This is a genomic window from Christensenella timonensis (genome assembly GCF_900087015.1).
GTDB classification, from domain to species: Bacteria; Bacillota; Clostridia; order Christensenellales; family Christensenellaceae; genus Christensenella; species Christensenella timonensis.
Genome location: NZ_FLKP01000002.1, coordinates 110,313 through 133,391, shown reverse-complemented (window position 1 = coordinate 133,391; position 23,079 = coordinate 110,313). Strand labels below are relative to the sequence as shown.

Annotated in this window: 18 protein-coding genes; 15 read left to right on the top strand and 3 right to left on the bottom strand. The window is 51.6% G+C overall.

Annotated features, from left to right (window positions below; all coding sequences use genetic code 11):
• Window positions 1-82: 82 nt before the first annotated feature.
• Together BN6471_RS02190 and BN6471_RS02185 are read left to right on the top strand one after the other, a co-directional pair.
• Window positions 83-2,545 (top strand): glycyl radical protein, encoded by a 2,463-nt coding sequence (locus BN6471_RS02190; RefSeq protein WP_082903278.1) that lies wholly within the window; start codon window positions 83-85, stop codon window positions 2,543-2,545.
• A gap of 63 nt (window positions 2,546-2,608) precedes the next feature.
• A complete protein-coding gene (locus BN6471_RS02185) occupies window positions 2,609-3,499 on the top strand; it encodes a glycyl-radical enzyme activating protein (protein ID WP_066645094.1) in 891 nt (296 codons plus the stop codon).
• An 18-nt stretch (window positions 3,500-3,517) separates the two neighbouring features.
• Here BN6471_RS02185 and BN6471_RS02180 read toward each other — a convergent pair whose 3' ends face one another.
• Window positions 3,518-4,993, bottom strand: coding sequence for a sugar ABC transporter ATP-binding protein (locus BN6471_RS02180; RefSeq protein ID WP_066645093.1), 1,476 nt, complete (start codon window positions 4,991-4,993; stop codon window positions 3,518-3,520).
• Entirely contained in the window at window positions 4,986-5,792 is an 807-nt protein-coding gene (locus BN6471_RS02175) for a DeoR/GlpR family DNA-binding transcription regulator (RefSeq protein ID WP_066645091.1), read from the bottom strand. Before BN6471_RS02175 ends, BN6471_RS02180 begins: the two co-directional genes overlap by 8 nt.
• A 347-nt stretch (window positions 5,793-6,139) precedes the next feature.
• On the opposite strand from BN6471_RS02175, the gene BN6471_RS02170 reads away from it, so the two are divergent.
• The 12 genes from BN6471_RS02170 to BN6471_RS02115 all read left to right on the top strand — a co-directional run bounded on the left by BN6471_RS02170 (window position 6,140) and on the right by BN6471_RS02115 (window position 21,429).
• Window positions 6,140-7,666 carry a sugar ABC transporter ATP-binding protein gene (locus BN6471_RS02170; protein WP_066645089.1) on the top strand — a complete coding sequence of 509 codons (1,527 nt, stop codon included), beginning with the start codon at window positions 6,140-6,142 and terminating at the stop codon, window positions 7,664-7,666.
• The gene (locus tag BN6471_RS02165) at window positions 7,663-8,661 is read left to right on the top strand and encodes an ABC transporter permease (RefSeq protein WP_066645087.1); all 999 of its coding nucleotides are present in this window, start codon (window positions 7,663-7,665) and stop codon (window positions 8,659-8,661) included. The genes BN6471_RS02170 and BN6471_RS02165 overlap by 4 nt, the downstream gene beginning before the upstream one ends.
• 44 nt (window positions 8,662-8,705) lie before the next feature.
• Window positions 8,706-9,773, top strand: a complete 1,068-nt coding sequence (locus BN6471_RS02160) for a substrate-binding domain-containing protein (RefSeq protein WP_066645084.1) — start codon at window positions 8,706-8,708, stop codon at window positions 9,771-9,773.
• Between the two features lie 115 nt (window positions 9,774-9,888).
• Entirely contained in the window at window positions 9,889-12,288 is a 2,400-nt protein-coding gene (locus tag BN6471_RS02155) for a glycyl radical protein (protein ID WP_066645082.1), read from the top strand.
• A 20-nt stretch (window positions 12,289-12,308) separates the two neighbouring features.
• The gene (locus BN6471_RS02150) at window positions 12,309-13,226 is read left to right on the top strand and encodes a glycyl-radical enzyme activating protein (protein ID WP_066645080.1); all 918 of its coding nucleotides are present in this window, start codon (window positions 12,309-12,311) and stop codon (window positions 13,224-13,226) included.
• A gap of 20 nt (window positions 13,227-13,246) precedes the next feature.
• Window positions 13,247-14,998, top strand: a complete 1,752-nt coding sequence (locus BN6471_RS02145) for an L-fucose isomerase (protein WP_066645078.1) — start codon at window positions 13,247-13,249, stop codon at window positions 14,996-14,998.
• Between the two features lie 281 nt (window positions 14,999-15,279).
• The gene (locus BN6471_RS02140; protein WP_162270163.1) at window positions 15,280-17,772 is read left to right on the top strand and encodes a trypsin-like peptidase domain-containing protein; all 2,493 of its coding nucleotides are present in this window, start codon (window positions 15,280-15,282) and stop codon (window positions 17,770-17,772) included.
• A 125-nt stretch (window positions 17,773-17,897) separates the two neighbouring features.
• Window positions 17,898-18,536, top strand: a complete 639-nt coding sequence (locus BN6471_RS02135) for a TetR/AcrR family transcriptional regulator (RefSeq protein WP_066645074.1) — start codon at window positions 17,898-17,900, stop codon at window positions 18,534-18,536.
• On the top strand, window positions 18,533-19,612 hold the full coding sequence (locus BN6471_RS02130; RefSeq protein ID WP_066645072.1) for a radical SAM/SPASM domain-containing protein: 1,080 nt from the start codon (window positions 18,533-18,535) through the stop codon (window positions 19,610-19,612). The genes BN6471_RS02135 and BN6471_RS02130 overlap by 4 nt, the downstream gene beginning before the upstream one ends.
• Window positions 19,613-19,689: 77 nt before the next feature.
• A complete protein-coding gene (locus tag BN6471_RS02125) occupies window positions 19,690-20,250 on the top strand; it encodes a nitroreductase family protein (protein WP_066649666.1) in 561 nt (186 codons plus the stop codon).
• A gap of 208 nt (window positions 20,251-20,458) precedes the next feature.
• Window positions 20,459-20,671, top strand: a complete 213-nt coding sequence (locus tag BN6471_RS02120; RefSeq protein WP_066645070.1) for a cold-shock protein — start codon at window positions 20,459-20,461, stop codon at window positions 20,669-20,671.
• 95 nt (window positions 20,672-20,766) lie between these two features.
• A complete protein-coding gene (locus tag BN6471_RS02115; RefSeq protein ID WP_066645068.1) occupies window positions 20,767-21,429 on the top strand; it encodes an HAD family hydrolase in 663 nt (220 codons plus the stop codon).
• Here the strand turns inward: BN6471_RS02115 and BN6471_RS02110 are convergent.
• Window positions 21,426-21,881, bottom strand: a complete 456-nt coding sequence (locus tag BN6471_RS02110; protein ID WP_066645066.1) for a hypothetical protein — start codon at window positions 21,879-21,881, stop codon at window positions 21,426-21,428. The two genes, BN6471_RS02115 and BN6471_RS02110, sit on opposite strands and share 4 nt — an antisense overlap.
• Window positions 21,882-22,027: 146 nt before the next feature.
• Here BN6471_RS02110 and BN6471_RS02105 point away from each other — a divergent pair, with 146 nt between their 5' ends.
• Window positions 22,028-23,053, top strand: a complete 1,026-nt coding sequence (locus BN6471_RS02105) for an alpha/beta hydrolase (RefSeq protein WP_162270162.1) — start codon at window positions 22,028-22,030, stop codon at window positions 23,051-23,053.
• Window positions 23,054-23,079 lie beyond the last annotated feature (26 nt).

The following is a 23,079-nucleotide window of genomic DNA, read 5'->3' as shown; positions in this document are numbered from 1 at the left end:
CGGCGGCTATCTGTGTTTTGTATACGGTTTTTTAAGCGCAGTCAACACAAAGACGATAGAATAACATAAAAGGAGAAAAATCATGAAGGATGTAATGCAGCAGTGCCTTGCGCTGCTCGATGACAAGATTAAGCTCACGCCACGCGTAAAAGACTTAAGGGAGATATTTTTCTCGCGCGATTTATCGGTATGTCCGGAGCGGGCTGTACTGATTACAAAGTCCTACCAGGAGACGGAAGGACAGCCGATGGTTGTCAGGCGCGCAAAGGCGCTCGATAAGATCCTGTCCGAAATGACGATCTATGTCAAGGACGGCGATCTGTTGGTGGGAAACATGGCGTCCGTACCCCGCGGCGCGCCCGTATTTCCGGAGTTTGCGGTGGACTGGGGGGAAAACGAGCTGAACGGGGATCCGTATTTCTTTGACAAACGCCCGGGCGACGCCTACCAGATCACGGAAGAAGCCAAGGAGATATTGCTGCGCGACGTAATTCCCTACTGGAAGGGAAAGACGCATGAAGACAGGGTGAAATCCCTGCTGCCGGAAGATACCAGGGTAGCTTGTAAGGAAGTCAAGGCAATCGACGAGGACTGGGTCATGGTGAGTGGGGACGGCCATACCATTCCCGACTACCAGAAGGTCATTCGCATAGGGCTTGAGGGCGTGATCGCGCAGGCGCAGCAGAAATTGGATTCCCTCGACATTTCGGATCCGGACGACCTGCAAAAGCGGCCGTTCCTTGAAGCGGTCATCATTGCGAATAAAGCGGTGCTTAAGTTTGCGGCGCGGTATGCCGCCAAGCTGAAGGAAATGGCAGCAAATGAAAAAGACGTACAGCGCAAGGCGGAGCTTAATGAGATGGCGCGTATTTGTGGGACGGTTCCGGCGGAACCGGCGACCACCTTCTACGAAGCGGTGCAGTCCATGTTTTTTGTGAATATTCCGGTGCAGGTGGAAAGCAACGGCCATTCGATCTCTTTTGGACGTGTAGACCAATACTTGTATCCGTTTTTCAAGAAGGATATCGGGGAAGGGCGGCTGACGGTCGAAAAGGCTTATGAAATTATGTGCTGCATGTGGCTGAAGGTAACCGAATTTTCCAAGCTGCGCCCGTGGGCGGACACAGTCGCTTTCGTGGGCAATCCGCTGTTCCAGAACCTGACCATCGGCGGACAGACATTTAACGGACAAGACGCGGTGAACGAGCTTTCCTACCTCGCGCTCGCATGTACAAAAAAACTGTCCATGATCCAGCCTTCCCTGACGGTACGCGTATTCAATGGTACGCCTGACCGCTTTATCCGCGAGGCGGTGAAGGTGGTACGCAAGGTGGGAAGCCTGCCTGCATTCTTTAACGACGAGGTCATCATTCCATCCATGCTCAACATCGGATATTCGTATGAGGACGCCGTGGACTACGGTATGGTGGGGTGTGTGGAGCAGGCGCCGCAAGGCAAGATCGGCGGGCGCTTCGGCGCGGGTTTCCCGAATTTTGCCAAGTGGGTGGAACTGGCATTAAACGGCGGCAAGGATCCGCGCAGCGGTATCACCTGCTGCGCGCAGGACAAGGATCTCACAACCTTTGAATCGTTCGATGAAGTAATGGAGGCATTTTATGCGCAGCTCCGGTATTTCCTGAAGCACCATGTAACGGCGGGCAACGTAGTCGACCTTTCATGGGGAGAGATGACGCCCAATCCGTTCCTGTCGTCCATGATCGAGGGCTGCATCGAGCGCGGCAAGGAGATCAAGGAAGGCGGCGCAAAATACGATTTCACGGGCGGACAGAACGTAGGTATGATCTCCGCTGCCAACGCGCTCGCAACCGTGAAGAAGATGGTGTTCGATGAGAAGCTTCTTAGCGCGCAGCAATTAAAGCACGCGCTGGATACGAACTTCGAGGACCAGGCGACGCAGCCGTCTGGTGAAGTGATCCGCCAGATGCTGCTCAATGCGGACAGCAAGTTCGGCAATGACAACGACGAACCGGATCGGATCGCAGCTGACATCATGCGGTATTTCTCGGAGCACGAGATGCAATACAAAAATACGCGTTATGGGAAGGGGCCGATCGGCGGGTTCTTTATCCCGTCCACCGCGACCGTATCGGCGCACGTGGGCGCAGGCGAATTCGTGGGCGCGACGGCAGACGGCCGCAAAGCGGGCGAACCGGTCACGGAAGGTACGTCGGCGTACCGCTCGACAGACCGCAAAGGTCCGACGGCGCTGATGAACTCGTATTCCAAGCTTCCCAGCGTGCTGATGCCCGGCGGACAGCTGTTTAACCTGAAAATTACGCCTACCTCGGTACAGACGGAGGAAGGTCTCGATCATTGGGTGGCGCTCATCCGTACGTTGTTTGAAAAGAAAGGGATGCAGATCCAGTTTAATATCGTCTCGGCGGCGACGTTACATCAGGCGCAGGACGCACCCGATAACTACCGCGACCTGATTGTGCGCGTGGCTGGCTTCAGCAGTTATTTTGTAAGCTTGTGCCCGCAGGTGCAGGAAGACATTATTGCAAGGACGGAGCACGTCCTGTAAAAAATAAGGGGAGGAAAAGCGGCGCTGCGGAAAAAGCCTCGGCGCCGCTTTTTTCAAAATGGTATGAGTGATCGAGCAAAAGTATTCAATATACAGCGTTTCAGTACCCACGATGGACCGGGCATCCGCACGGTCGTATTTTTAAAAGGGTGTCCTTTGCGCTGTGAGTGGTGCTCCAATCCGGAATCACAGCCGCTTACAGCAAGTATCTTTTTCCATGAGGAAAAATGTATCGGCTGTGGGATGTGTGCCGCGGTATGTCCCCAAAAAATCGGCGTAGGCATGCAGGGCCGCGATAAACGGTGCGTTCATTGCGGCCTGTGCGCAAAAGCGTGCCCGGCGCAGGCGCTGGAGCTGATGGGGGAAGAGATGAGCATTCCAGAGATTATGGCGGAAATCGACAGCGACGCAAGTTATTACCGCAATTCGGGCGGCGGCGTTACCATTTCCGGCGGGGAAGCGTTGATGCATCCGGACTTTGTATGCGAGCTGGCGGACGCGGTAAAGGGAGCGGGCTATCACCTGGCGCTGGAAACGACGGGCTTTGCCAACTGGTTTATCGCCAACCGGGTATTCCGGAAGTTTGATTTACTGCTCTATGACATCAAGCACATGGACGATGAAAAGCATAAAAAATATACGGGCGTATCTAATAAACTGATTTTGGAGAACGCACGGAAAGCGGCAAAGGCCGGATACCCGATGATTTTCCGGGTGCCGCTTTTGGGCGGGGTCAACGCCGGCGAGGAGAATATCACGGAGCTGCGGGATTTTGCGCAGGAGTGCGGCGTCAAAGAAGTCCATTTCCTTCCGTACCACGCGCTGGGGGAATCCAAGTACCGGCAGCTGGGCGGGGAATATACCTGCACGGCTTACAGGCCGGAGCAGGAGGACATCGACAGGCTTGCCGGGATACTGGAAGCCGGCGGGATATCCGTAAAAGTCGGCGGCTGAATGAAAAAGGCGGGCATGTTATAATGCGCGGAAAACCTCTTCGTAATCCGTATGGGATGTATCCTGGTCTGAAATGAACGTCCCGTCTTTGAGTATCATGATCCGGTCGCACATGCCGATTAATTCTTCAATGTCTGAACTGATGAGGATGATTCCGGCCTTTTTACGGAGGGCGTCACCGATGATATTGTAAAGGTCGGTTTTGGATGGGATATCGACGTTACGCATCGGGTCATCCAGGATCAATACCCTGCAATCGGATAAGAACCAGCGGAGCAGCAGCAATTTCTGCTGGTTGCCGCCGCTTAAAACCTTTGGAGTAAGGCAGCCCTGGCCGGGGAAAAGATGGAATTCCCTGGCGTGGGAACAGAACTGCTTGTTCCGGGCGGCGTCGTCGATCCAGAAGTGTTTTTGGTTCCGGAAGAGATACGCGTTGTTCAACAAGGATAAATTATCAAACAAGCCGTCCTCCATACGGTCTTCCGTAATGTATGCAATGCCCATTTCTATCGCGCGCTGGGGAGAGGTGATGCTGGCCGGCAGACGGTCGACGAATATCTGGCCGGAGCTGATTTTCTGCATACCGAAAAGACTGCGCGCAAGCGTGGTCTTCCCGGAACCGGTAAGGCCGGCGATCCCAATGATTTCACCCTCCTGCAGGGAGAAATTGATATCGTGGAGCAAATTTTCCACCGACAGGTCTTCTACGGCAAGCAATTCTTTTCCTTTTTGTATCGAAAATTTAGGATAGCGGTTGATGTAATGCTTTCCGGACATGAGATGCAAAAGCTGCAGGTAGTTGATGGTATCGGAATTCAACTGCCCTGTTAAAGTACCGTCTTTGATGATCAGGATCTCGTCAGCGATTTGCAGGACATCATTGATTTTTTGCGAAATGAAAAGGATGGAAGTCCCCAGCCGCTTGATCTCTTTGATCACCTGGAAAAAATTCTCCTGTTCCGTAACCGTCATAGAGGCAGTGGGCTCGTCTAACACAAGAAGCGACGGGCGCTGCGAGATTGCTTTGGCAATCTGTACAATGCGCTTTTGCGCCAGGTTCAACTGGGCAACGAGGGTTTGCGGACAAATGTCCGAACAGAGGGAGGAAAGCAATGCCCGGGCCCTTTGCATCTGCTCCGTATGGCTGATCCAAAAACGCTTGCCCATGCCAAGCGCAGTTTCTACGCAAAAAATATTTTCCGCAACGGAAAAATTGTCGAACAAATGCACATCCTGTTCGACGACGGCAATGCCGTGGCGCAGTGCCTGCGAGGGGGATTTAAAACGGACTGGCTTTCCGTTTACGCAAATAACGCCCGCATACTCGTCATCGCATCCGGATAATAGATTGGCGATCGTTGATTTGCCGGCGCCGTTTTCCCCGACCAATGCCAGCACCATCCCCGAAGGGAGCTCAAAGCTTACGTTGCTTAAGATCTGCTGTGCACCGATCGATTTGGAAATGCGTTCCAGCTTGATGATGGCTTCACTCACCTACAAGCGCTCCTTTATAGATATCGAACGTCGTATAAAGCTTAATATCGTGGTCAAAATAATATTTTTTATAATTTTCGGGAACATTCTGGCTGGAAACAATACAGCGGAATTGGTCGATGGGACCAAGCGCGGAAAAGGACATGCAATTGAATTTTGAACCGTCGCATACTGCGACCGTACGGGAAGAAGCAGAAAAAATGCTTTGTGTGATGGTCGCTTTATTTGTGTTGGAAACACTGTAGCCATTTTCCATGGAAACGCCGTCTACCTCGACAAAGGCGGTGTTCACATGGAAATCGCGCAGGTTATCCAAGGTGACCTGCCCCATGGTCTGAAGGTTGGCGAAATCGATATTGCCGCCGAGGAAAATAACCTCTTTGTCGTAGCCGATCCGCGAAAACTGGAGGACAACGCCGATATCATTGGTAAGCACCTGGATATTGCGTTTTTTTTCCAAATGGCGGGCGATGAAACGCCCGGTCACCCCCGGCCCGATAAAAAGGGTATCGTTGTCCTTTACAAGGAAGGAACAAATCTTACCGATTGTATCCAGCTCTTCATAGTTATCAAAAGAGGAAAGCATGGGGATCTCAAAGTCTGCTTCCTCTTCCGCCGTTTCGTTTAAAATGGCGCCGCCGTGCGAACGGACGAGGTAGCCTTCGTTTTCCAGCTTTTCCAAATCGCGGCGGATCGTTACCTCGGATACACCCAGCAGGCTGCTGAGTGTAGAAACATCAGCGCGTTTCTTTTCTGATAATATTTTTTTGATTCTGTTAATTCTTTCTGCGCCGAACACAGGGTATCCTCCAAAAGGGCAAATTTTTAATCTTTATTTGCCTCTTATTATAGCGCTTACACCGTTAAAATTGCAAGAAGTATTCGGAAAACAAATCATACAAAAAGAAAACATGTTGCTTTTATGAACGAATTTGTGCGAATTAAAGTTAAAATGAAAATAAACATGCAAAATAATTCATAAAAGTATTGACATGCATAAAAAAACGATCTAGAATTGATTTAACTTAAAAAATTCGTTTCCAAGATCGTAACAAATCAATGCTTTTCATTAAAAAACGAAAATAATCAATCTAAAACGATCAAATCGAATAGGATATTACTTTTCAGAATAGCGAGGTGGGATGAGTGAAAGAGGATGTCATTTTGAGCGTGAAAGGGATAACCAAACTTTTTCCTGGAACAAAGGCATTATCCGGTGTCGACCTGGAAGTGCACGAAGGCGAGATCTGTGCGCTGATGGGAGAAAACGGCGCCGGGAAATCTACCCTGATGAACATTATTACCGGTTTGTTTGAACCCAATGAAGGGGAAATGTATTTCCGCGGCAGGAAGGTACGATACAAAAGTACGATGGAAGCGCAGAAGGACGGGATCGGGATCGTCCACCAGGAATTGTCGCTGTGCCAGCATATTACCGTGGCCGAAAATATTTTTATGGGCAGGCTGCCGGTAGGGAAAAGGACACGCCTTGTCGATTTCAAGCAGCTTAACAGGATGGCCGCAGAGAAACTGGAAATGTTTGGCGGAGGGATCAACCCGGCGGCGGTCACCAGTTCCTTAAATATCGCCCAGCAGCAGCTCGTGGAGATCAGCAAAGCGCTGGCCTTTGACTGCCGCCTGCTCATTTTGGACGAACCGACATCGTCCCTTACGGAAAAAGAGATCGAGTCCCTGTTCCATATTATACGGGGTCTGAAAAAGCAGGGGATCAGCATCATATATATCAGCCACCGTATCAGCGAGGTGTTTGAGATCTGCGACAGCATCACCGTTTTGCGGGACGGCCACCGCGTTAAAACTTGTATGGTCGCCGATACGACGCAAAAGGACGTGATCACCAGCATGGTGGGAAGGGAAATATCCAGCCTTTATCCGCCCAAAGCGAAAACGGCGGGAGAGCCTGTCCTCGAAGTGAAGGGGCTCAACCGGGCAGGGGCCTTTGTGGATATCTCTTTTGAGGTGCGCAGGGGGGAAGTGCTGGGGTTCGCGGGCTTGATCGGCTCCGGCAGGACGGAAGTAGCACGGGCGGTGTGCGGCGTAGATAAAAAAGACAGCGGCGAGATCCTGTTTGAAGGGAAGCCGTTCTCAGCCAATACCTATGGAGATGCCATCAAGCAGGGCATCTGTTATATGACGGAGGATCGCAAAGAGCAGGGGTTGTTCCTTGATATGGATATCCAGAACAATATTTCATCAACGGGGATACAGCAAGTCTCGGATGGTATTTTTATCCAGAGCCAAAAACAAAAAGCCCTTGCAGACCAATATATCGATACGCTCAATATCAAGACGTACGGGGCAAAGCAAGTGGTCAACAATTTGAGCGGCGGCAACCAGCAAAAAGTCATGATCGGAAAATGGCTTGCGATTGCCCCCAAGGTTATTTTCATGGATGAGCCGACCCGCGGCGTCGATGTGGGGGCCAAGTCGGAGATCCATGGGATCCTGCGCAACCTTGCAAGCCAAGGGGTAGCTGTGGTGGTGATATCGTCGGAGCTGCCGGAGATCGTAGGGATGTGCGACAGGGTGCTGGTGATGAAGGAAGGCGTCATCACCGGGGAAGTCACCGAAAAGAGCATCAATGAAAAAGATATTATTATGCTGGCTTCCAATGAACAAACACAGCAAAAAGCAGAGGTGGTAGAAAGATGAAAGAGGTAGCAAAAGGAAAAAAGAGGAACTGGTTTTTAAGGCTGCTGGACATCAGGGAAACGATGGTATTATTGATCATCATCATCATATCGGTACTGCTCTCCCTGGCCAGTCCGTTTTTCTTAACGGCAGACAACCTGCGCACAACCGCTATTGGGTTATCGGCGGACGGCATCATTGTCATCGGCATGACGATCGCCCTGATATCAGGCGGATTCGATTTATCGGTCGGCTCCATGGTCGGGCTTTCGGGCGCTATTGTGGCGGCAATGTTTGTTTCGGGCATCAATATTTGGATGGGAGTCATTGTAGCCATCGTTATCTGCGGGGCGCTGGGGCTTGTCAGCGGACTGTTTATCGGAAAAGTGGGGATCAACCCTTTTATTATCACACTGGCCATGATGAGCATCGCGCGCGGATGCGCCTATGTGATCACCTCGGGTTCCCCGATCTCATTAAAAAACGCCTCGGAAAGCTTTCTTTCGCTGGGACGCGGGGAAGTGCTCGGGATCCCGGTCATGGTCATTATTTTTATTGCCTTTGTTGTGGTAGGGGATATCCTGCTTCGCAAATCTTCCCCGCTCCGTAAAGTCTTTTATACCGGAAGCAATGAAAAGGCGGCGATCCTCTCCGGCATCAATACAAAAAGGGTAAAGGTGCTCGTATACTTTTCCAGCGCACTTTTAGCAGCGTTTGCCGGCGTTCTTTCGCTGGCACGGTTTGGGGTCGCGACACCGACCTCGGGGGATGGCACGGAGATGCGCGTGATTTCGGCAGCGATCATCGGCGGAACCAGCTTGAACGGTGGGGAAGGATCGGTCTTTGGCGCTGTACTGGGCATCATATTGCTGAATATCATCAGCAACGCGTTGGTACTTCTCAAAATCTCGGTCTATTGGCAGGAGCTGATCAGCGGGCTGATCCTGCTGCTGGCAGTGACGATAGATTTCATCAACCATAAACGGAAAGCGAGCCACCTGGTGGTGGCGGAATAAGAGAATTTGAAGTTTTCTATGCCCTGGAAAAGAAGGAGGAAGTTATGAAAAAGAATTGGATGAAGATGTTGGGTGTTGTACTTACGGTATGCCTGTGCGCATGTATGCTGCTGGCCGGCTGCCAGAGCACGCCCGCGGCAGCGGGTGCGGAAGGAAGTGCGGCAGGAGGGGACGCAGGCGGGAGCGTGCTGCAGGCCGACCCGCAAAAGGAATATTATATGGTCACGTTCGTTTCGGGCATCGATTTCTGGAAACAGTGTTATGCGGGGTTTGAAGACGGGGCCGCGCTTTACGGCGCGACAACGGTATATGACGGCGCGCCGGAATATGATATCAATAAAGCGATCACTGTTTTAGAGCAGGTCATTGCCAAAAAGCCGGCCGGGATCGCAGTTACCTGTATGAACCCCGACGCCTATATCGAACCGATCAACAAGGCGATCGAGGCAGGTATCCCCGTCGTCACATTTGATTCGGACGCACCCGACAGCGGGCGCTACACCAATTTATCGACCAAGAATTATGAAGGCGGCGTAGCGGCAGCGGAATATATGGCGGAACTGTTGGGTGGAAAGGGCGAGGTCGCCATTGTCGCGACGGTAGGACAGCTCAATATCGAAGAACGTGCGAACGGGTTCCGCGAAACAATCGAATCCAAATATCCTGATATCAAGATCGTACAGGAAGTGGACGGGGAAACACAGGAAGAGGTAGCGGCACAGGTCACGGCCTCCCTGATCCAGTCCAACCCGAATGTAAACGGGATCTATACTGCGAATGCAAACATGGGCGTAGGCGCCGCGACGGCGATCAAGGAAAGCGGCAAAGCGGGCGACATCAAGCTGATCAGCTTTGACGTGGATCAATCGCTGCTCGACCTGATGGAAGAGGGCTCGATCAACGGGCTGATCGCACAGAGCAGTTGGAACATGGGTTTTTGGGCATTCCAGTTCCTGTATATGGCGGATAACGCACCGCTCAATCCGACCCCCGGCTGGCAGGAGAGCGGGGCAAGCCCGCTGCCGGCATATGTAGATACGGGCGTCAGCGTGGTAACGCCGGAAAATATGCAGCCTTATCTGGATGAATACGCAAAGGCGGCAGAGGGCTAAACAAAGCAGGGTGGCGCGGGCCGGGGTATCCCGGCCCGCCAAAAAAACAGCCGGCGTACATGCGCCGGCCTGGGGCATAGAACGATTTGGTAAAACACCGGTTTGAGGTAATGATATGAAAACGTTGGATGAAAAGGAAGTAGCGCTGGAACGGGAATATGGATGCACGGACAGGATCGGAAGGATGCGGGAAAAAATTGCTTCCGTCACGCCGTATGTCAGCGCACAGCGCGCATTGATCGTAACGCAGGCTTACCAGGAATTCGAGAGCGAGCCGATCTGTATCAAGCGGGCAAAAACACTCAAACGGATATTGGAGAACCTCCATGTATGGATCGCGGATGACGAGCTGATCGTGGGGCAGATGGCAGAGCATTTACGCAGCGCGCAGGTTTTTCCTGAAATGGGAATATTCTGGCTGGAAGAGGAAATGGATGAATTTGAAACGAGGGCGCAGGATAAATTCATCGTGCCGGATCCGGTGAAAAAAGACTTGCAGGGGATCTTTGGGTATTGGCGCGGAAAAACATTATATGATTACATGCTGAAACGCGTGCCCAAGGAAACGCTGAACCTGAACTATATGCCGCATTCGGTATTGAACGGAAGATACCATTTGTACAATGGCCTGGGGCATATTGCGCAGGATTTTGCAAAAGTCCTCCGCATCGGTTTTAGCGGGATCAAGGAAGAGGCGCAGGATGTGCTAGGCAGTATGGATCTTGCACAGCCGGGCGCGAATAAAAAAAGGCTGTTCATGGAATCTGTGATAATATCGTGTGATGCGGCGGTCTTGTTTGCACACCGTTACGCGGACGAAGCCTTCCGTATGGCGGGCAGGGAACAGGATCCGAAACGCAGGAAGGAATTGCTGCGTATTTCGGAAATATGCCGTAAGGTACCGCAGCATCCGGCTGAAACCTTCTGGGAAGCGCTCCAGGCGATCTGGTTTGTACAGCTGATCACACAGATCGAGACGGAGGGCGTGTCCATTTCCCCGGGCAGGCTGGACCAGTATGTCTATCCTTATTACTTATGTTCGCGGGATAATGGGCTGGATGGAAACCTGCAGGAGGTACTGGAAGCCTTCTGGCTGAAGTTTACGGAAATGGTCAAGCTTTACGATAAGCATACTGCGGCGACGAATGCGTCGTTCCCCATGGGGCAGAACATGGTAGCGGGCGGCGTCAACAAATATGGACGGGATGTGACCAACGAGCTTTCTTACATGATGCTGGATGCACAGCTCCACCTGCGCCTGCCGCAGCCAAATTTCGGTGTGCGCATCCATTCGGCTACGCCGCCAAAATTCCTGCGTGCCGTGGCACGGACGATACGCGACGCAAATACGATGCCGCAGCTCGACAATGACGAAGTCTATATCCCGTCGCTTATGGAACGGGGCGTTCCGCTTGAAGTGGCGCGGGAGTACTGCATTGAGGGGTGCAATGAGCCCGGCCTTCCCGGCAAGCTGCACGGCAGGGGCTTTGGCGGGTTTATCAACCAAACCAAATGCCTGGAGCTCGCACTCAACGATGGGAAATGTATGATCACAGGCATGCAGATGGGCCCGCAGACCGGAGAGATGACGGAAACGACAGGCTTTGCGGACATTATGGAGGCCTATACAAAGCAGGTGCAATATTTTGTACACCAGAATGCCATTATGCAGAATGTGGCGGACGCCGGCCATGCAGAACTCATGCCCGTGCCTTTCCTTTCGGCGACTATGGATGTGCTTAAGACAGCGAAGGATATCACGGACGGAGGATGTGAATTCAATTTTACCGGGCCCAATGTCGTGGGGATCGGGACTACCGGGAATTCGCTGGCTGCCATCAAACAGGCGGTCTATGAAAAACACACGGTTACACTGCCGGAACTGCTGAAGGCCATGAAAGAAAACTTTAAGGGCTATGAAGCGCTGCGCAAAGAGCTTTTAGCCGCGCCGAAATGGTGTAACGACGAAGATTATGTGGACGAACTGACGAGCGACGCGCTCAATGTGGTAGCCGACGCTTTGCGTACCGTAAAAAATGAACGCGGCGGCCCCTATCTTTTGTCCTGCATCCCGATGTCCTCTGTTTTGCCTATGGGAAAAGATGTGGGGGCCACGGCAGACGGCAGGCAGGCGTACGCGTCGCTTTCGGATTCTGTGGGGTCACAGCCGGGGACAGACCTGGAGGGGCCTACGGCAGCCATCAAATCGGTGGGGAAATTGAACAATATCGAGATGGGAAACGGCCTGATCTTCAATATGCGTATCGATCCGTATGCCATCCAAAAGGAACGGATCGCGGCTTTCGAGGGCCTGATCCGGACGTTTGTCAGAATGAAATGCATGCAGATACAATTCAATATCGTCAGCAGCCAGGTACTGCGCAAGGCGCAGGAGCAACCGGATAAATACCGGGGCCTCGCCGTGCGGGTGACAGGCTACAGCGCTTTCTTCGTGGATCTTTCACACGAAGTACAGGAAGAGATCATCAAACGCAACGAACACGTTTTTTCCTGACCGGCCGGAGGGAAGCGCGCATGGAACAGGTATATGTCAGGGAAATACGGCGGTTTTCCACTTATGACGGGCCGGGAGCCAGGAGCGTGATCCATCTGAAAGGGTGCTTCATGCGGTGCAAATGGTGTTCCAGCCCGGCGACTTGGCAAAGGGATCCGGAAATATTGATCCATACGGCGAAGTGCATCCGGTGCGGCGCCTGTGCAGATACCTGCCGGACGGGCGCCCTTACCATACAAGGCGACGGCGCCCGATACGACCGCAAAAAGTGTGAGCGGTGCTGGGCGTGTGTGAAGGTATGCCGGCAGGCCGCGGTGGAAAAAACAGGGAAGATCATGACGGCAGAAGAGGCCGCGGGGCAGCTATTGAAAGACCAGATGTTTTATGAAGAAACAGGCGGCGGGATCACGGTATCGGGCGGGGAACCGCTTATGCATCCGCAGTTTGTGTGTGCATTGCTGGAGATCCTGGGGGAAAACGGGGTGCATACAGCTATTGAAACGACCGCGAACTTAAGCTGGGAGAAGATAAAACCGGCGGTGGGAATGGCCGGCCTGCTGATGGTGGATATCAAGCACATGGACAGCGATATCCACGAAAGACTGACGGGGAGCCCCAACCGGCTCGTGCTCGAAAACCTTGGGAAAATCAAGGATATGGAAAAAGATATATGGATCGGTTACCCATGTATACCAGGGATGAATGACGAACAGGCGAACAGGGAAGCGATGGCCTGTTTTATGAATAGGCTCGGCCTTAAAAAGCTGCGGGTATTCCCTTACCACAGGCTGGGAATAGCGGAATACCGGGGGATGGGGCTGCTTGAGCACATCGCGCCGCTTGAGAGCATACCTTATTGCAGCGAAGAAATGCTCGCAGAAATCAGGAAGGATTTTCGGGGCTGCGGGATCGAGGCGGAGATCATAGGAATGGAATAACGGAAACAAGAGGTGAGAAAATGGTGAAAATTGGAATCAGGCCGGTAAATGACGGCCGTGAACAGGGCGTAAGGGAAAGTACGGATCAACAGGCGATGGAAATGGCGCAAGCGGTTGCGAAGCTGCTGTCCTCACAGGTGAAAGACCGGCATGGCAAGGCTGTGGAATGTGTGATCGCCGACTGGACGATCGGCGGGTTTGCGGAAGCGGCCGCTTGCCGCAAAAAATTTGAACTGGCAGGAGTGGAAGCCTCGATCACGGTCGCTCCGTGCTGGTGCTATCCGGGGGAAACGATGGATCTGCAAAGGGATATCCCCAAAGCCGTATGGGGCTTTAACGGAAGCGAAGGCCCGGGAGCCGCATATGCCGCGGCGTTATGCGGCGGACATATGCAAAAAGGGGATCCGATCTTCAATATTTACGGGCATCATATCCAGGACATGGCAGACCGTGCGATCCCTGCGGATGTACAGGAAAAACTGATCCGCTTTGCACGGTGCGCCTGTGCCGTGGCGCAAATGAAGGGCAAGGCGTATTTATCGGTCGGCACTGTGAGTATGGGGACGGCGGGCAGTGTGGCAGATGAGGATTTTTTTGAAAAGTTTCTCGGGATGCACTGTGAATATAAGGATATGTCGGAAGTGATCCGCCGTATCGAACATGATGTGCTGGACACAGGAGAATGTGCCCGGGCCTTTGAATGGGTCAAGAAAAATTGCCGGGAAGGCGAGGATGTCAACGAACACCCGCGTACATCCGGGCAAAAGGATGAAAATTGGCTTGATGGGATCAAAATGTCGATGATCCTGCGGGATATGATGGAGGGGAGCGAATACTTAAGGCAAAACGGTTTCAATGAAGAAGGGCTGGGAAACAACGCGATCATGGCTTCTTTCCAGGGGCAGCGGCAATGGACGGATTTTCGCACAAGCGCAAATTTTATGGAAACGATCTTAAATGGGAGCTTTGACTGGAACGGTATCCGCCATCCGTATGTAGTGGCGACGGAAGGGGATTGCATGAATGGGACGGCGATGCTCTTCGGGCATCTGCTGTCACAGACGGCTCCCATGTTCAGCGATGTGCGGACTTATTGGAGCCCGGAATCTGTCAAACGGGTAACGGGCAAGGAGCTGACCGGGCACGCGGCAAACGGCTTGATCCACCTGATCAACTCAGGCACGACCGCACTGGATGCTACAGGGGAGCAACAAAAGGATGGGAAGCCGGCAATGAAGCCGTTTTGGGAAATTACGGAAGAAGAAGCGCAGAAATGCCTTGATGCTACGACCTGGCACGCCGACATGCTGGGATTTTTCCGCGGGGGAGGATTTTCTTCCCACTTTGTTTCACGCGGCGGCATGCCCCTTACCATGATACGCTTAAACCGCGTAGCGGGGCTGGGGCCTGTGTTGCAGTTTGTGGAGGGGTATTCGTGCGAGCTGGAACCGGATGTGCACCGGATCCTGGACCAGCGGACCTGCCCGACCTGGCCGACGACCTGGTTTGCTCCCATTGTTGCAGACCAATATGCATGCAAGAGCGTGTACGACGTGATGGCGAACTGGGGAGCCAATCACGGCGCGATCGTTTATGGACATATCGGTGCGGAGCTCATTACGCTGGCTTCCATGCTGCGTATCCCTGTCAATATGCATAATGTGGATGAACGCAGGCTGCAGAGGCCGAGCGCATGGGCGTTTTTCGGCATGAATGACCCGGAAGGCGCGGATTTCCGGGCATGCCGGAATTTTGGGCCGCGATATCGTTAACCAGGAACGGCACGGTCAATCATACCAAAGAAAAGAACAAGGTTGGCCTCCTCCTTGTTCTTTTCTTTGCGGTTCTTTTTGCCTATCCGCTTGCAAAGTGAATTTCCATATGCTACCATATTTATAACAAGATAAATCCTTTTTCGTTATGTATTATATATCCTCGAGGTATCCTTATGAAGCAAAAACGTATGTACAGAAAAATATGTGGTTTTGTCTGTTTCCTTGTCGTTTTGGCCATAGCGTCAACGGCTTTTGCCGCAGGAGCCCCGCAGGAGGTTTTGGATGCAAGGACAGGCGTAGCCAAGGTCGTTTGCGAATATCTGGGCGATGATGGCGGCGTGGCCGTTGGTTCCGGGTTTGCGGTGGGAGACAGCGATTATGTTGATTTTATCGTGACGAACTATCATGTTGTGGAAGGGGAACCTTACGAGATCACTGTCGTAACGGACAGTAATTTGAAAACAAAGGCTACTGTATACGCGACGCGCCCTTCCTCTGATTTGGCGATTTTGCAATTGGAGCGGCCGATCGATGAAATGAAGCCGCTTCGTCTTTACACGGGCGATATGGAAAACAATATTGGTACGGAAGTGTATGCGCTTGGTTTTCCGGCAGCCGCGGATTATGTCTTTGACGAAGCGGATACGTTCAGTGAGCAGGTCAGCATTACCTCGGGCATTGTCAGTTCCGTCAAGCCGGTTTCATGGATCACGGATTCGTCCAAAAGCGTACAAACTTATCAAATCGATGTTCCGATCAGCGGCGGCAATTCCGGCGGCCCTCTTTTGAACGCCAACGGAGAGGTGATCGGTATCACTTCGTTTGGGATAGGACTGGAAGCAAAGATCCTGATGGCTGCCGAAAATATCAATGGGGCGATCAGTAGCTTGGAGTTGAAATATTTTCTGGATGATCAGGAAATTGGATATTTTCATGACGAAGCTTTTCCTGTCTGGATCCCCGTTGTAATGGTTGTTGCAGCGGCGGCATTGATCGTGGTTGTATTTTTATGGATAAAGAGGAAAAAGAGGGGTATGGGGACAATGAAGAAAAAGGGTAAGGGAAATGAATTGACTTTAAAGAGCTATCTGGAGACGGCGTATACGCCGTTTGACTTTGATCACGCAATGCGCTTATTGGCTCCGGTGGCTTATCAGTTGGCCCAGTCGCATGCCCAAATGCAATGGTATGGGAGCGTTTCGCCTGAAAATATTTTGATCGACCCGGGTACCGGATCGACACAACTGAAAGAATTGCCCGCTGCCTCCTCCGGCAGTAGCAATGTCGTAATCAGCCCGGGCTATTCACCGCTGGAAAAATATCGCAGCGATATAACGGATGGCGGATATACCGATGTCTTCGGCTTTGCTGCCGTGTTGTACCGTCTTTTGTTCCGTGCAGACCCGCCGGAAATATTTTCCCGTATGCAAAATGACCAAACGGTGGTCAATAATATCAATTCGCTGCCGGTCTATGACCAATACAAACAGGCGTTTATAAAGAGTTTGAATCCAGACCCGCGCGAACGGTTCCAGAACATGGGGGAAATGATCAACGCGTTGTCGATTGCGCCGCCGGTCGCCCAACAGCCGGCAGCGGCAGGGCAGGAAGCGGCTGCCGGGGCGGAAAAACCCAAAAAGGGCGGAAAAAAACTTTTGTGGCTGATCCCCGTAGGGGCAGTCGCTGCCGTGGCGATCCTATGCGGTGTCCTGTTTACCCAAAATGCGAACGTGATCAAGGCTGCTGAAAAATTGCTGGAACAGGAGCGCTATGCGCAGGCGACGCAGAAATATGATACGGCATACTTCCTTTCCGAAGCGGATCAGGCAAATTATACACTGGGGCAGGCCGGAGCGGCATTCCAAAACGAGGAATACGAAAAAGCGCTGGAATACATGGAGACAGCAGCGCAAGGCGAGCAGGCGGATAAGCTGAAAAAAGATATTGTGATCGCATACAGCGATGAATTATATTTGGACGAAAAAACGGAAGAAGCGATCGATATCTTAACGCCCTATGCGGGTGATGAAGATGTTGACGAAGAGATTGCTTATTTAACATATGGAGAAGCAGGATGGCAATTTGAAAATGATAGGGATGAGGAAGGCTATGCATGGCTTAAGCGGGTGCCTGACACCCAAATAGCCAGGGACAGAGGCAAGAATTGGGTAGAGGAATGGACGGACACTTGGTATACGCAGGCGGGAGATTACGAGAAAACGATAGGGATATTGCAGCATATGCCTTTCCAGGAAGAAAAATACGTGATTACCGCTATCGATAAAGTTGTGCTGAGCGAAGCCGCTTATGCAATGGACAACTTGGATTATGCACGTGCATCTGAATTATATGCTTTGCTGTCGGATGATGAAGAATATGCGGGATTTTCGGAAAGCGCAATGGTTTTGGAACTTTTTAAAAAGGGCGAATTTGGCGAAATGAGACCGATCCTTCAACAATTGACCGAGCAAGGGATCGATGAAGCTAAAGATATGCTACGGATGATTAACTCCGAAGATTATTTGTTTCCGCTGATGTTGGGAAATTGGAACAACGATACATATTATTATAATTCGACAGAGGACGGATGGACGACAAATCTGCCGCAGGGATCAGATGCTTCCTATATAGAAATAAAGGATGGGAAGCTGCGGTTCATGAGTAGTAATAACGAGCTGGTCATTGCTTATGAAGTGTGGAAACTCACGCAATATGAGCTTGTATTGAAAAATAATGAATCAGGAGAAACCTACGAGTTGGAACTGGATTAAATGTTGTTTTTTCAAAAGATCCTTGAAAGGGTTTATTCTTTCAAGGATCTTTTTATTGGTTTGGCTTGACAGGCTAGCGTTCGCTAGCTATACTAAAGCTAGTGAACGCTAGCTTCGGAGGGAAAATGGAAAAACGGAATACAAAACAAGCCATTTTGGAAGAAGCCCTTAATTTATTTTCGGTCAACGGATACGACGGCGTGTCGGTCAGGGACATTGCCAATGCCGTAGGGATCAAGGACAGCTCGCTCTACAAACACTATAAGAGCAAGCAGGAGATATTCAAAACGCTTCTCGACGGTATGAACCAGCGCTTTGAAGAAACGGTGGCCTTCTATCAATTGCCGCAGGGAGAGATCGAGCAGGTCTATCAGCAGTATGGGGAGAACAACCTGGTATGGCTGAAAAAGGCGGTAGAGGCAATGTTCCTGTTTTTTATGGATGACGCGTATGCAAAGAAATTCATCCACCTCCTGATGATCGAGCAGTATAAGAACAACGAAGCGGCAAAGCTGTTCGAGGAATGGCTCATCAGTGGGGCGATAACCTTCCAGTCGTCCTTGTTTGAACGGTTGATGGAGGAAGGTTACTTCCGTAAAGCAGACCCGGTCGCCACGGCAACACAGTTTTATGGGCCGATCTTGCTGCTTTTGTTGATGTACGATTCCAAGCCGGAAAAGCATGACGAGGCATTGCGGCTGCTTGACTGCCACATAGAAGAATTCGCCTCACACTACCATATTTCACACGGAGAGAATATATGAATTTAAACCAATATATGAACGAAGGCATCTCCCAGCTTGTCAAAACGGCAGGCAGGTTTTATCTCAACAACCCCAAAGGCCTTGCCTTTTTGATGAAAACCGCTCCGGAGATCAAACGGAGTGCAAAACAGCGCGAAAGGAAGGAACGGGCAGGACTGCACGTCCCGCCGTTTTTGATCGCGAGCGTGACTTCGCAGTGTAACCTGCACTGTACGGGCTGTTATTCCCGCGCGTCCGGCGCGTGTACGGATGCGGTAAACGGCAATGTCGATTTGAGCGGACAGGAATGGGAAAACCTTTTTATGCAGGCGTCGGAGCTGGGCGTATCGTTCATCATACTCGCGGGGGGAGAGCCGCTGATGCGCAGGGACGTGATACGGGCGGCCGCGGGTTTTCCAAATATGGTGTTTCCGGTCTTTACCAATGGTATGCTCATCGACGAAACGTACCTTGCGCTTTTTGAGCGCCATCGCAACTTGATCCCTGTATTCAGTATCGAAGGGGACGAAAAGGCAACGGATCAAAGGCGGGGGCCGGGCGCTTACAGGACGGTGGCAGGCGTTATGCGTCATTTGCAGAAAAGGAAAATGCTATTTGGCACCTCCGTCACAGTGACGAAGGAAAATATGGAAAAGGTGACGCAGGATAGCTTTGTGGAAGGTTTGCGCAACAGAGGGTGCGGCGTGCTTTTTTATGTGGAATACGTGCCGGTACAGCCGGGAACAGAGCGCCTGATGCTGGATGAGGGAGATGTCAAAAAAATGCAGGAGATGACCCGGACACTGCGGGGACAGTTTGCGGATATGGTCGTGGTATCGTTTCCGGGCGATGAAGAGGAGACGGGCGGATGCCTTGCATCCGGACACGGCTTTTTCCATATCAACGCCGCGGGCGGAGCGGAGCCGTGCCCGTTTGCGCCCTATTCGCTGATCGATTTGAAAGAAGGTCGCCTGGAAGACGCGCTGCGTTCAGGATTTTTTATGGAACTGCGGGACCTTACGGCCCGCGTGGGACACAATGGAGGCTGTACGCTCTTTGCCCATAATGAAGAGGTGGCGGCGCTGGCGGGAAGGTGAAGCGGGAGGATTCCGTTTCAAAAAACATAGGATTTGGTATAATTAAGAAGAAAAATTATTTTGGAAAGGACACGGATATGGAATTTTTTGAACTCATAAAGGTAAGGGAAAGCTGCCGCAAGTATGCAGACAAGGCGGTGGAGCGGGAGAAGATCACAAAAATATTGGAGGCGGCAAGGCTTGCGCCCAGCGGATGCAACAGCCAGCCGTGGCATTTTACGGTGCTGGATGAGCCGCAGGAAATGGATGCGCTGCGCGATATGGTCATCAACGGCGCGGAAGACGGGACGTCAAAGCTGAACACCTTTGTCAAATCAGCCCGGGCGTTCATTGTGATCAGCGAGGAAAAGGCCAAGCTTTTTCCCATGCCGGAAAAGAAATACGGCTCGCAGCATTTTGCGCAAATGGACGTAGGGCAGGCGGCCGCGTACTTGACGCTCGCTGCTGCCGACCTGGGTCTCGGCGCCTGCCTGATCGGTATGTTCCAGGACAGTGAGGTGGCAAGGCTGGTTGGGGCGCCGCAGGAGAGCACGGTACGGTTGGTCGTCGCGATCGGATATCCGGCGGAAGAAGGCAAGCCGCCGCGTAAAAAAGACAGGAAGGATTTTAGCGAGATCGTAACCGAACACCACCGCTAGAAAAAACAGGCGGAATTTGGTACGATTTTATCTATATCTAGCACTGGACAAGCGATTTTAAACATGTTAAAATAAAAAGGTAATTTAGAGCACGAATTGATTTTACATATTTGAGAATCATTTGTTCCTTTAAATGATCATCAGGTATGTATTTTTTCATTCTGAGATCTCTGTTACACATATTTTTATTTTTTTGGGAGGTACCGGAATGAATAATGGTACAGTAAAATGGTTCAATGCAGAAAAAGGGTTTGGATTTATCACGAATGACGAGAGCGGCGAAGATGTATTCGTACATTTCTCTGCGATTCAGGCAGATGGCTATAAGTCCTTGCAGGAAGGCCAGAAGGTTACTTTCGACATGGAGCAGGATACGCGTGACAGCAGCAAGATGAGAGCAGTCAACGTTTGCCCTATGTAACCGACCTGATCTGACATGAAACGAAAAGAAGCATCCGGGAGTCCGGATGCTTTTTTTGTGGTATAATAAAGGAAACGGGCAAAAGGAGTTTGGCAGTGATAAAAGCGGTTATTTTTGATTTGGACGGCACGTTGCTCGACACGCTCGCCTCCCTTGTAAAAACGGGAAACCAGATGCTTTCCGACCTCGGGCTCGAGGAGCAGGCAAGCGATCAATACCGGTACTTTGTGGGCGATGGGATGATCACGCTGGTCAAACGGGCGCTGATCGCGGCCGGAGATAAACAGCTGGCGCATTTTGAAGAAGGCGCGCGGCTGTTTCGGGCATATTTTGAGAAATGGTGCAGCTTCGATGTAAAACCGTATGACGGGATCGTGGATTTGCTCGCCGGACTGCGGGAAAGGCACATCAAGACGGCGGTGCTTTCCAATAAACCGCATGCGCAGACGCTGGAGGTGATCGGCGGGTATTTTGGCGATACGATGTTCGATGTCGTACGCGGCCAGATGGACAGCGTACCCAAAAAGCCGGATCCGGCAGGCGCGGATATCATTGTACGGGAGTTTGGCGTGGCGCCGGAAGAATGTCTTTATGTTGGTGATACGGATGTGGACATGAAGACGGGACGCGCGGCGGGGCTTTATACGGTAGGCGTGCTGTGGGGCTTTCGCACGGAAGGCGAGCTGCGGGAGAATGGGGCCATGGCCATCGCATCGCAGCCGGCAGAGATCTTAAAACTGGCGGCGGAGGTGCGCTAAAGCTCCTCGATATTGAACGGATCGAAGGACAGCGTATAATTCTTATATTGGGTACGCTGGCCATAGATGCTGGAATAGACGTCGAGGCCGCGCCGGAAAAACGGCTCGGATATTTCCAGGAAGTCGCAGAATTCGTCCCGCAGGCGGATGCCGCGGCGAAAGGCGGAGACGAGCTTTTCCAAAGGCATGACCTTCAGGGTAGCCCAGCGGTCGGCAAGGTACTCGAATCGGCGCTGCAGCTCGGGTTCCAGCTCCAAAAGGTTGACAGGGCAGGTGTACTGGTGTCCCAGCTCATGTGCCTTAACGGAATTCCTTTCTGCGGTGTCCTTAAGTTTATTGCTCAAGATGATGGTATCGTCCACTGTGAGTGCGTTGAAATCGTTTTTGAAAGCGCAGGTTTTCAATGTGACCCCAATATTCTTGATTTCTTCATCCAATAAATCGTTCAGCATATGTTTATCCCCTCGACTATGATTATAGCACCCGGGGCTGTCGAATCTTGTCGCTCTTTGTAGGCATTTTGAAGAATTTGAAAATTATTCCAGTGTGTGTAATGCCTGATGGGATAGAGGTAATACAGCGGAAGGAAAGCGGTAGAATGGAACATAACAGCGCCGTGAAATTTCTGAGATGGCTTGGTAAAATGATCTTTATGGGCACAGGCTTTGTGATATTGTTTGTGTACTATTATTTTGCATCGCCCGAAAGGGCGGCGTGGTATGTTAAGGCGATGTTTTCCGACAGCGGTTACAGCAATCCCAAGGATTTTGATCGTTATGTGGAACATGCGGAAATTTTTACGGATATCGATTACGAGTCGGCTTTTTTGGGCGGCAAGCTGGATATCATACGGCCGAAGGCAAGGCGGGAAAAGCTGCCGGTTGTCTTTTGGATGCACGGCGGGGCATACGTGGGCGGCGATAAGAAGGACACGGAACCTTTTTGCATCTGTCTGGCAGACAGGGGATATGTGGTGGTGAACCTGAATTATGCCCTGGCCCCGGAGGAGCACTATCCCGCGCCGCTGCTGCAAATCGGCGAGGCCTACCGCTATATTGAAAAGCATGCACAGGACTACCTGATCGACATGGACAATGTATATTTTGGCGGCGATTCAGCCGGGGCGCAGATCATGTCCGTGTTTTTAAACGCGGAGACATGCGGGCCGTATGCCGAAAAGGTAGGGATCCCGCAGGTGGTGGAAAGAAAAGAATCGATACGCGGGGCGCTCCTGTTTTGCGGGCCGTACGATATGCAAAAGCTGGCGGACATCGATGCGCCTGTCATTGGCTTTATGCTGCGGCGCGCGGCGTGTTCTTACATGAATGATAAAAAATGGCACGACTCTGAGGCGGGCCGGTTGAACTCCTTGACAGACAAGGTCACTTCGCATTTCCCGCCCACGTTTTTGACGGATGGAAACACGGGCTCCTTTGAGGGGGACGCGAGGAGCATGGAGAACGCACTGCGCAGCGCGGGCGTAGAAGTGGAAAGCGCATTTTATCCGCGCAAAGAAAAGATTTTGATGCATGAGTACCAGTTCAACCTGTCGGAAAAACATGCGCAGCAGACCTTTGACGCAGCGGTCGCGTTTCTTGAAAGGACAACAAAAAAGGCCCGGTAAAATAAATACCGTGCCTTTTTTCTTAG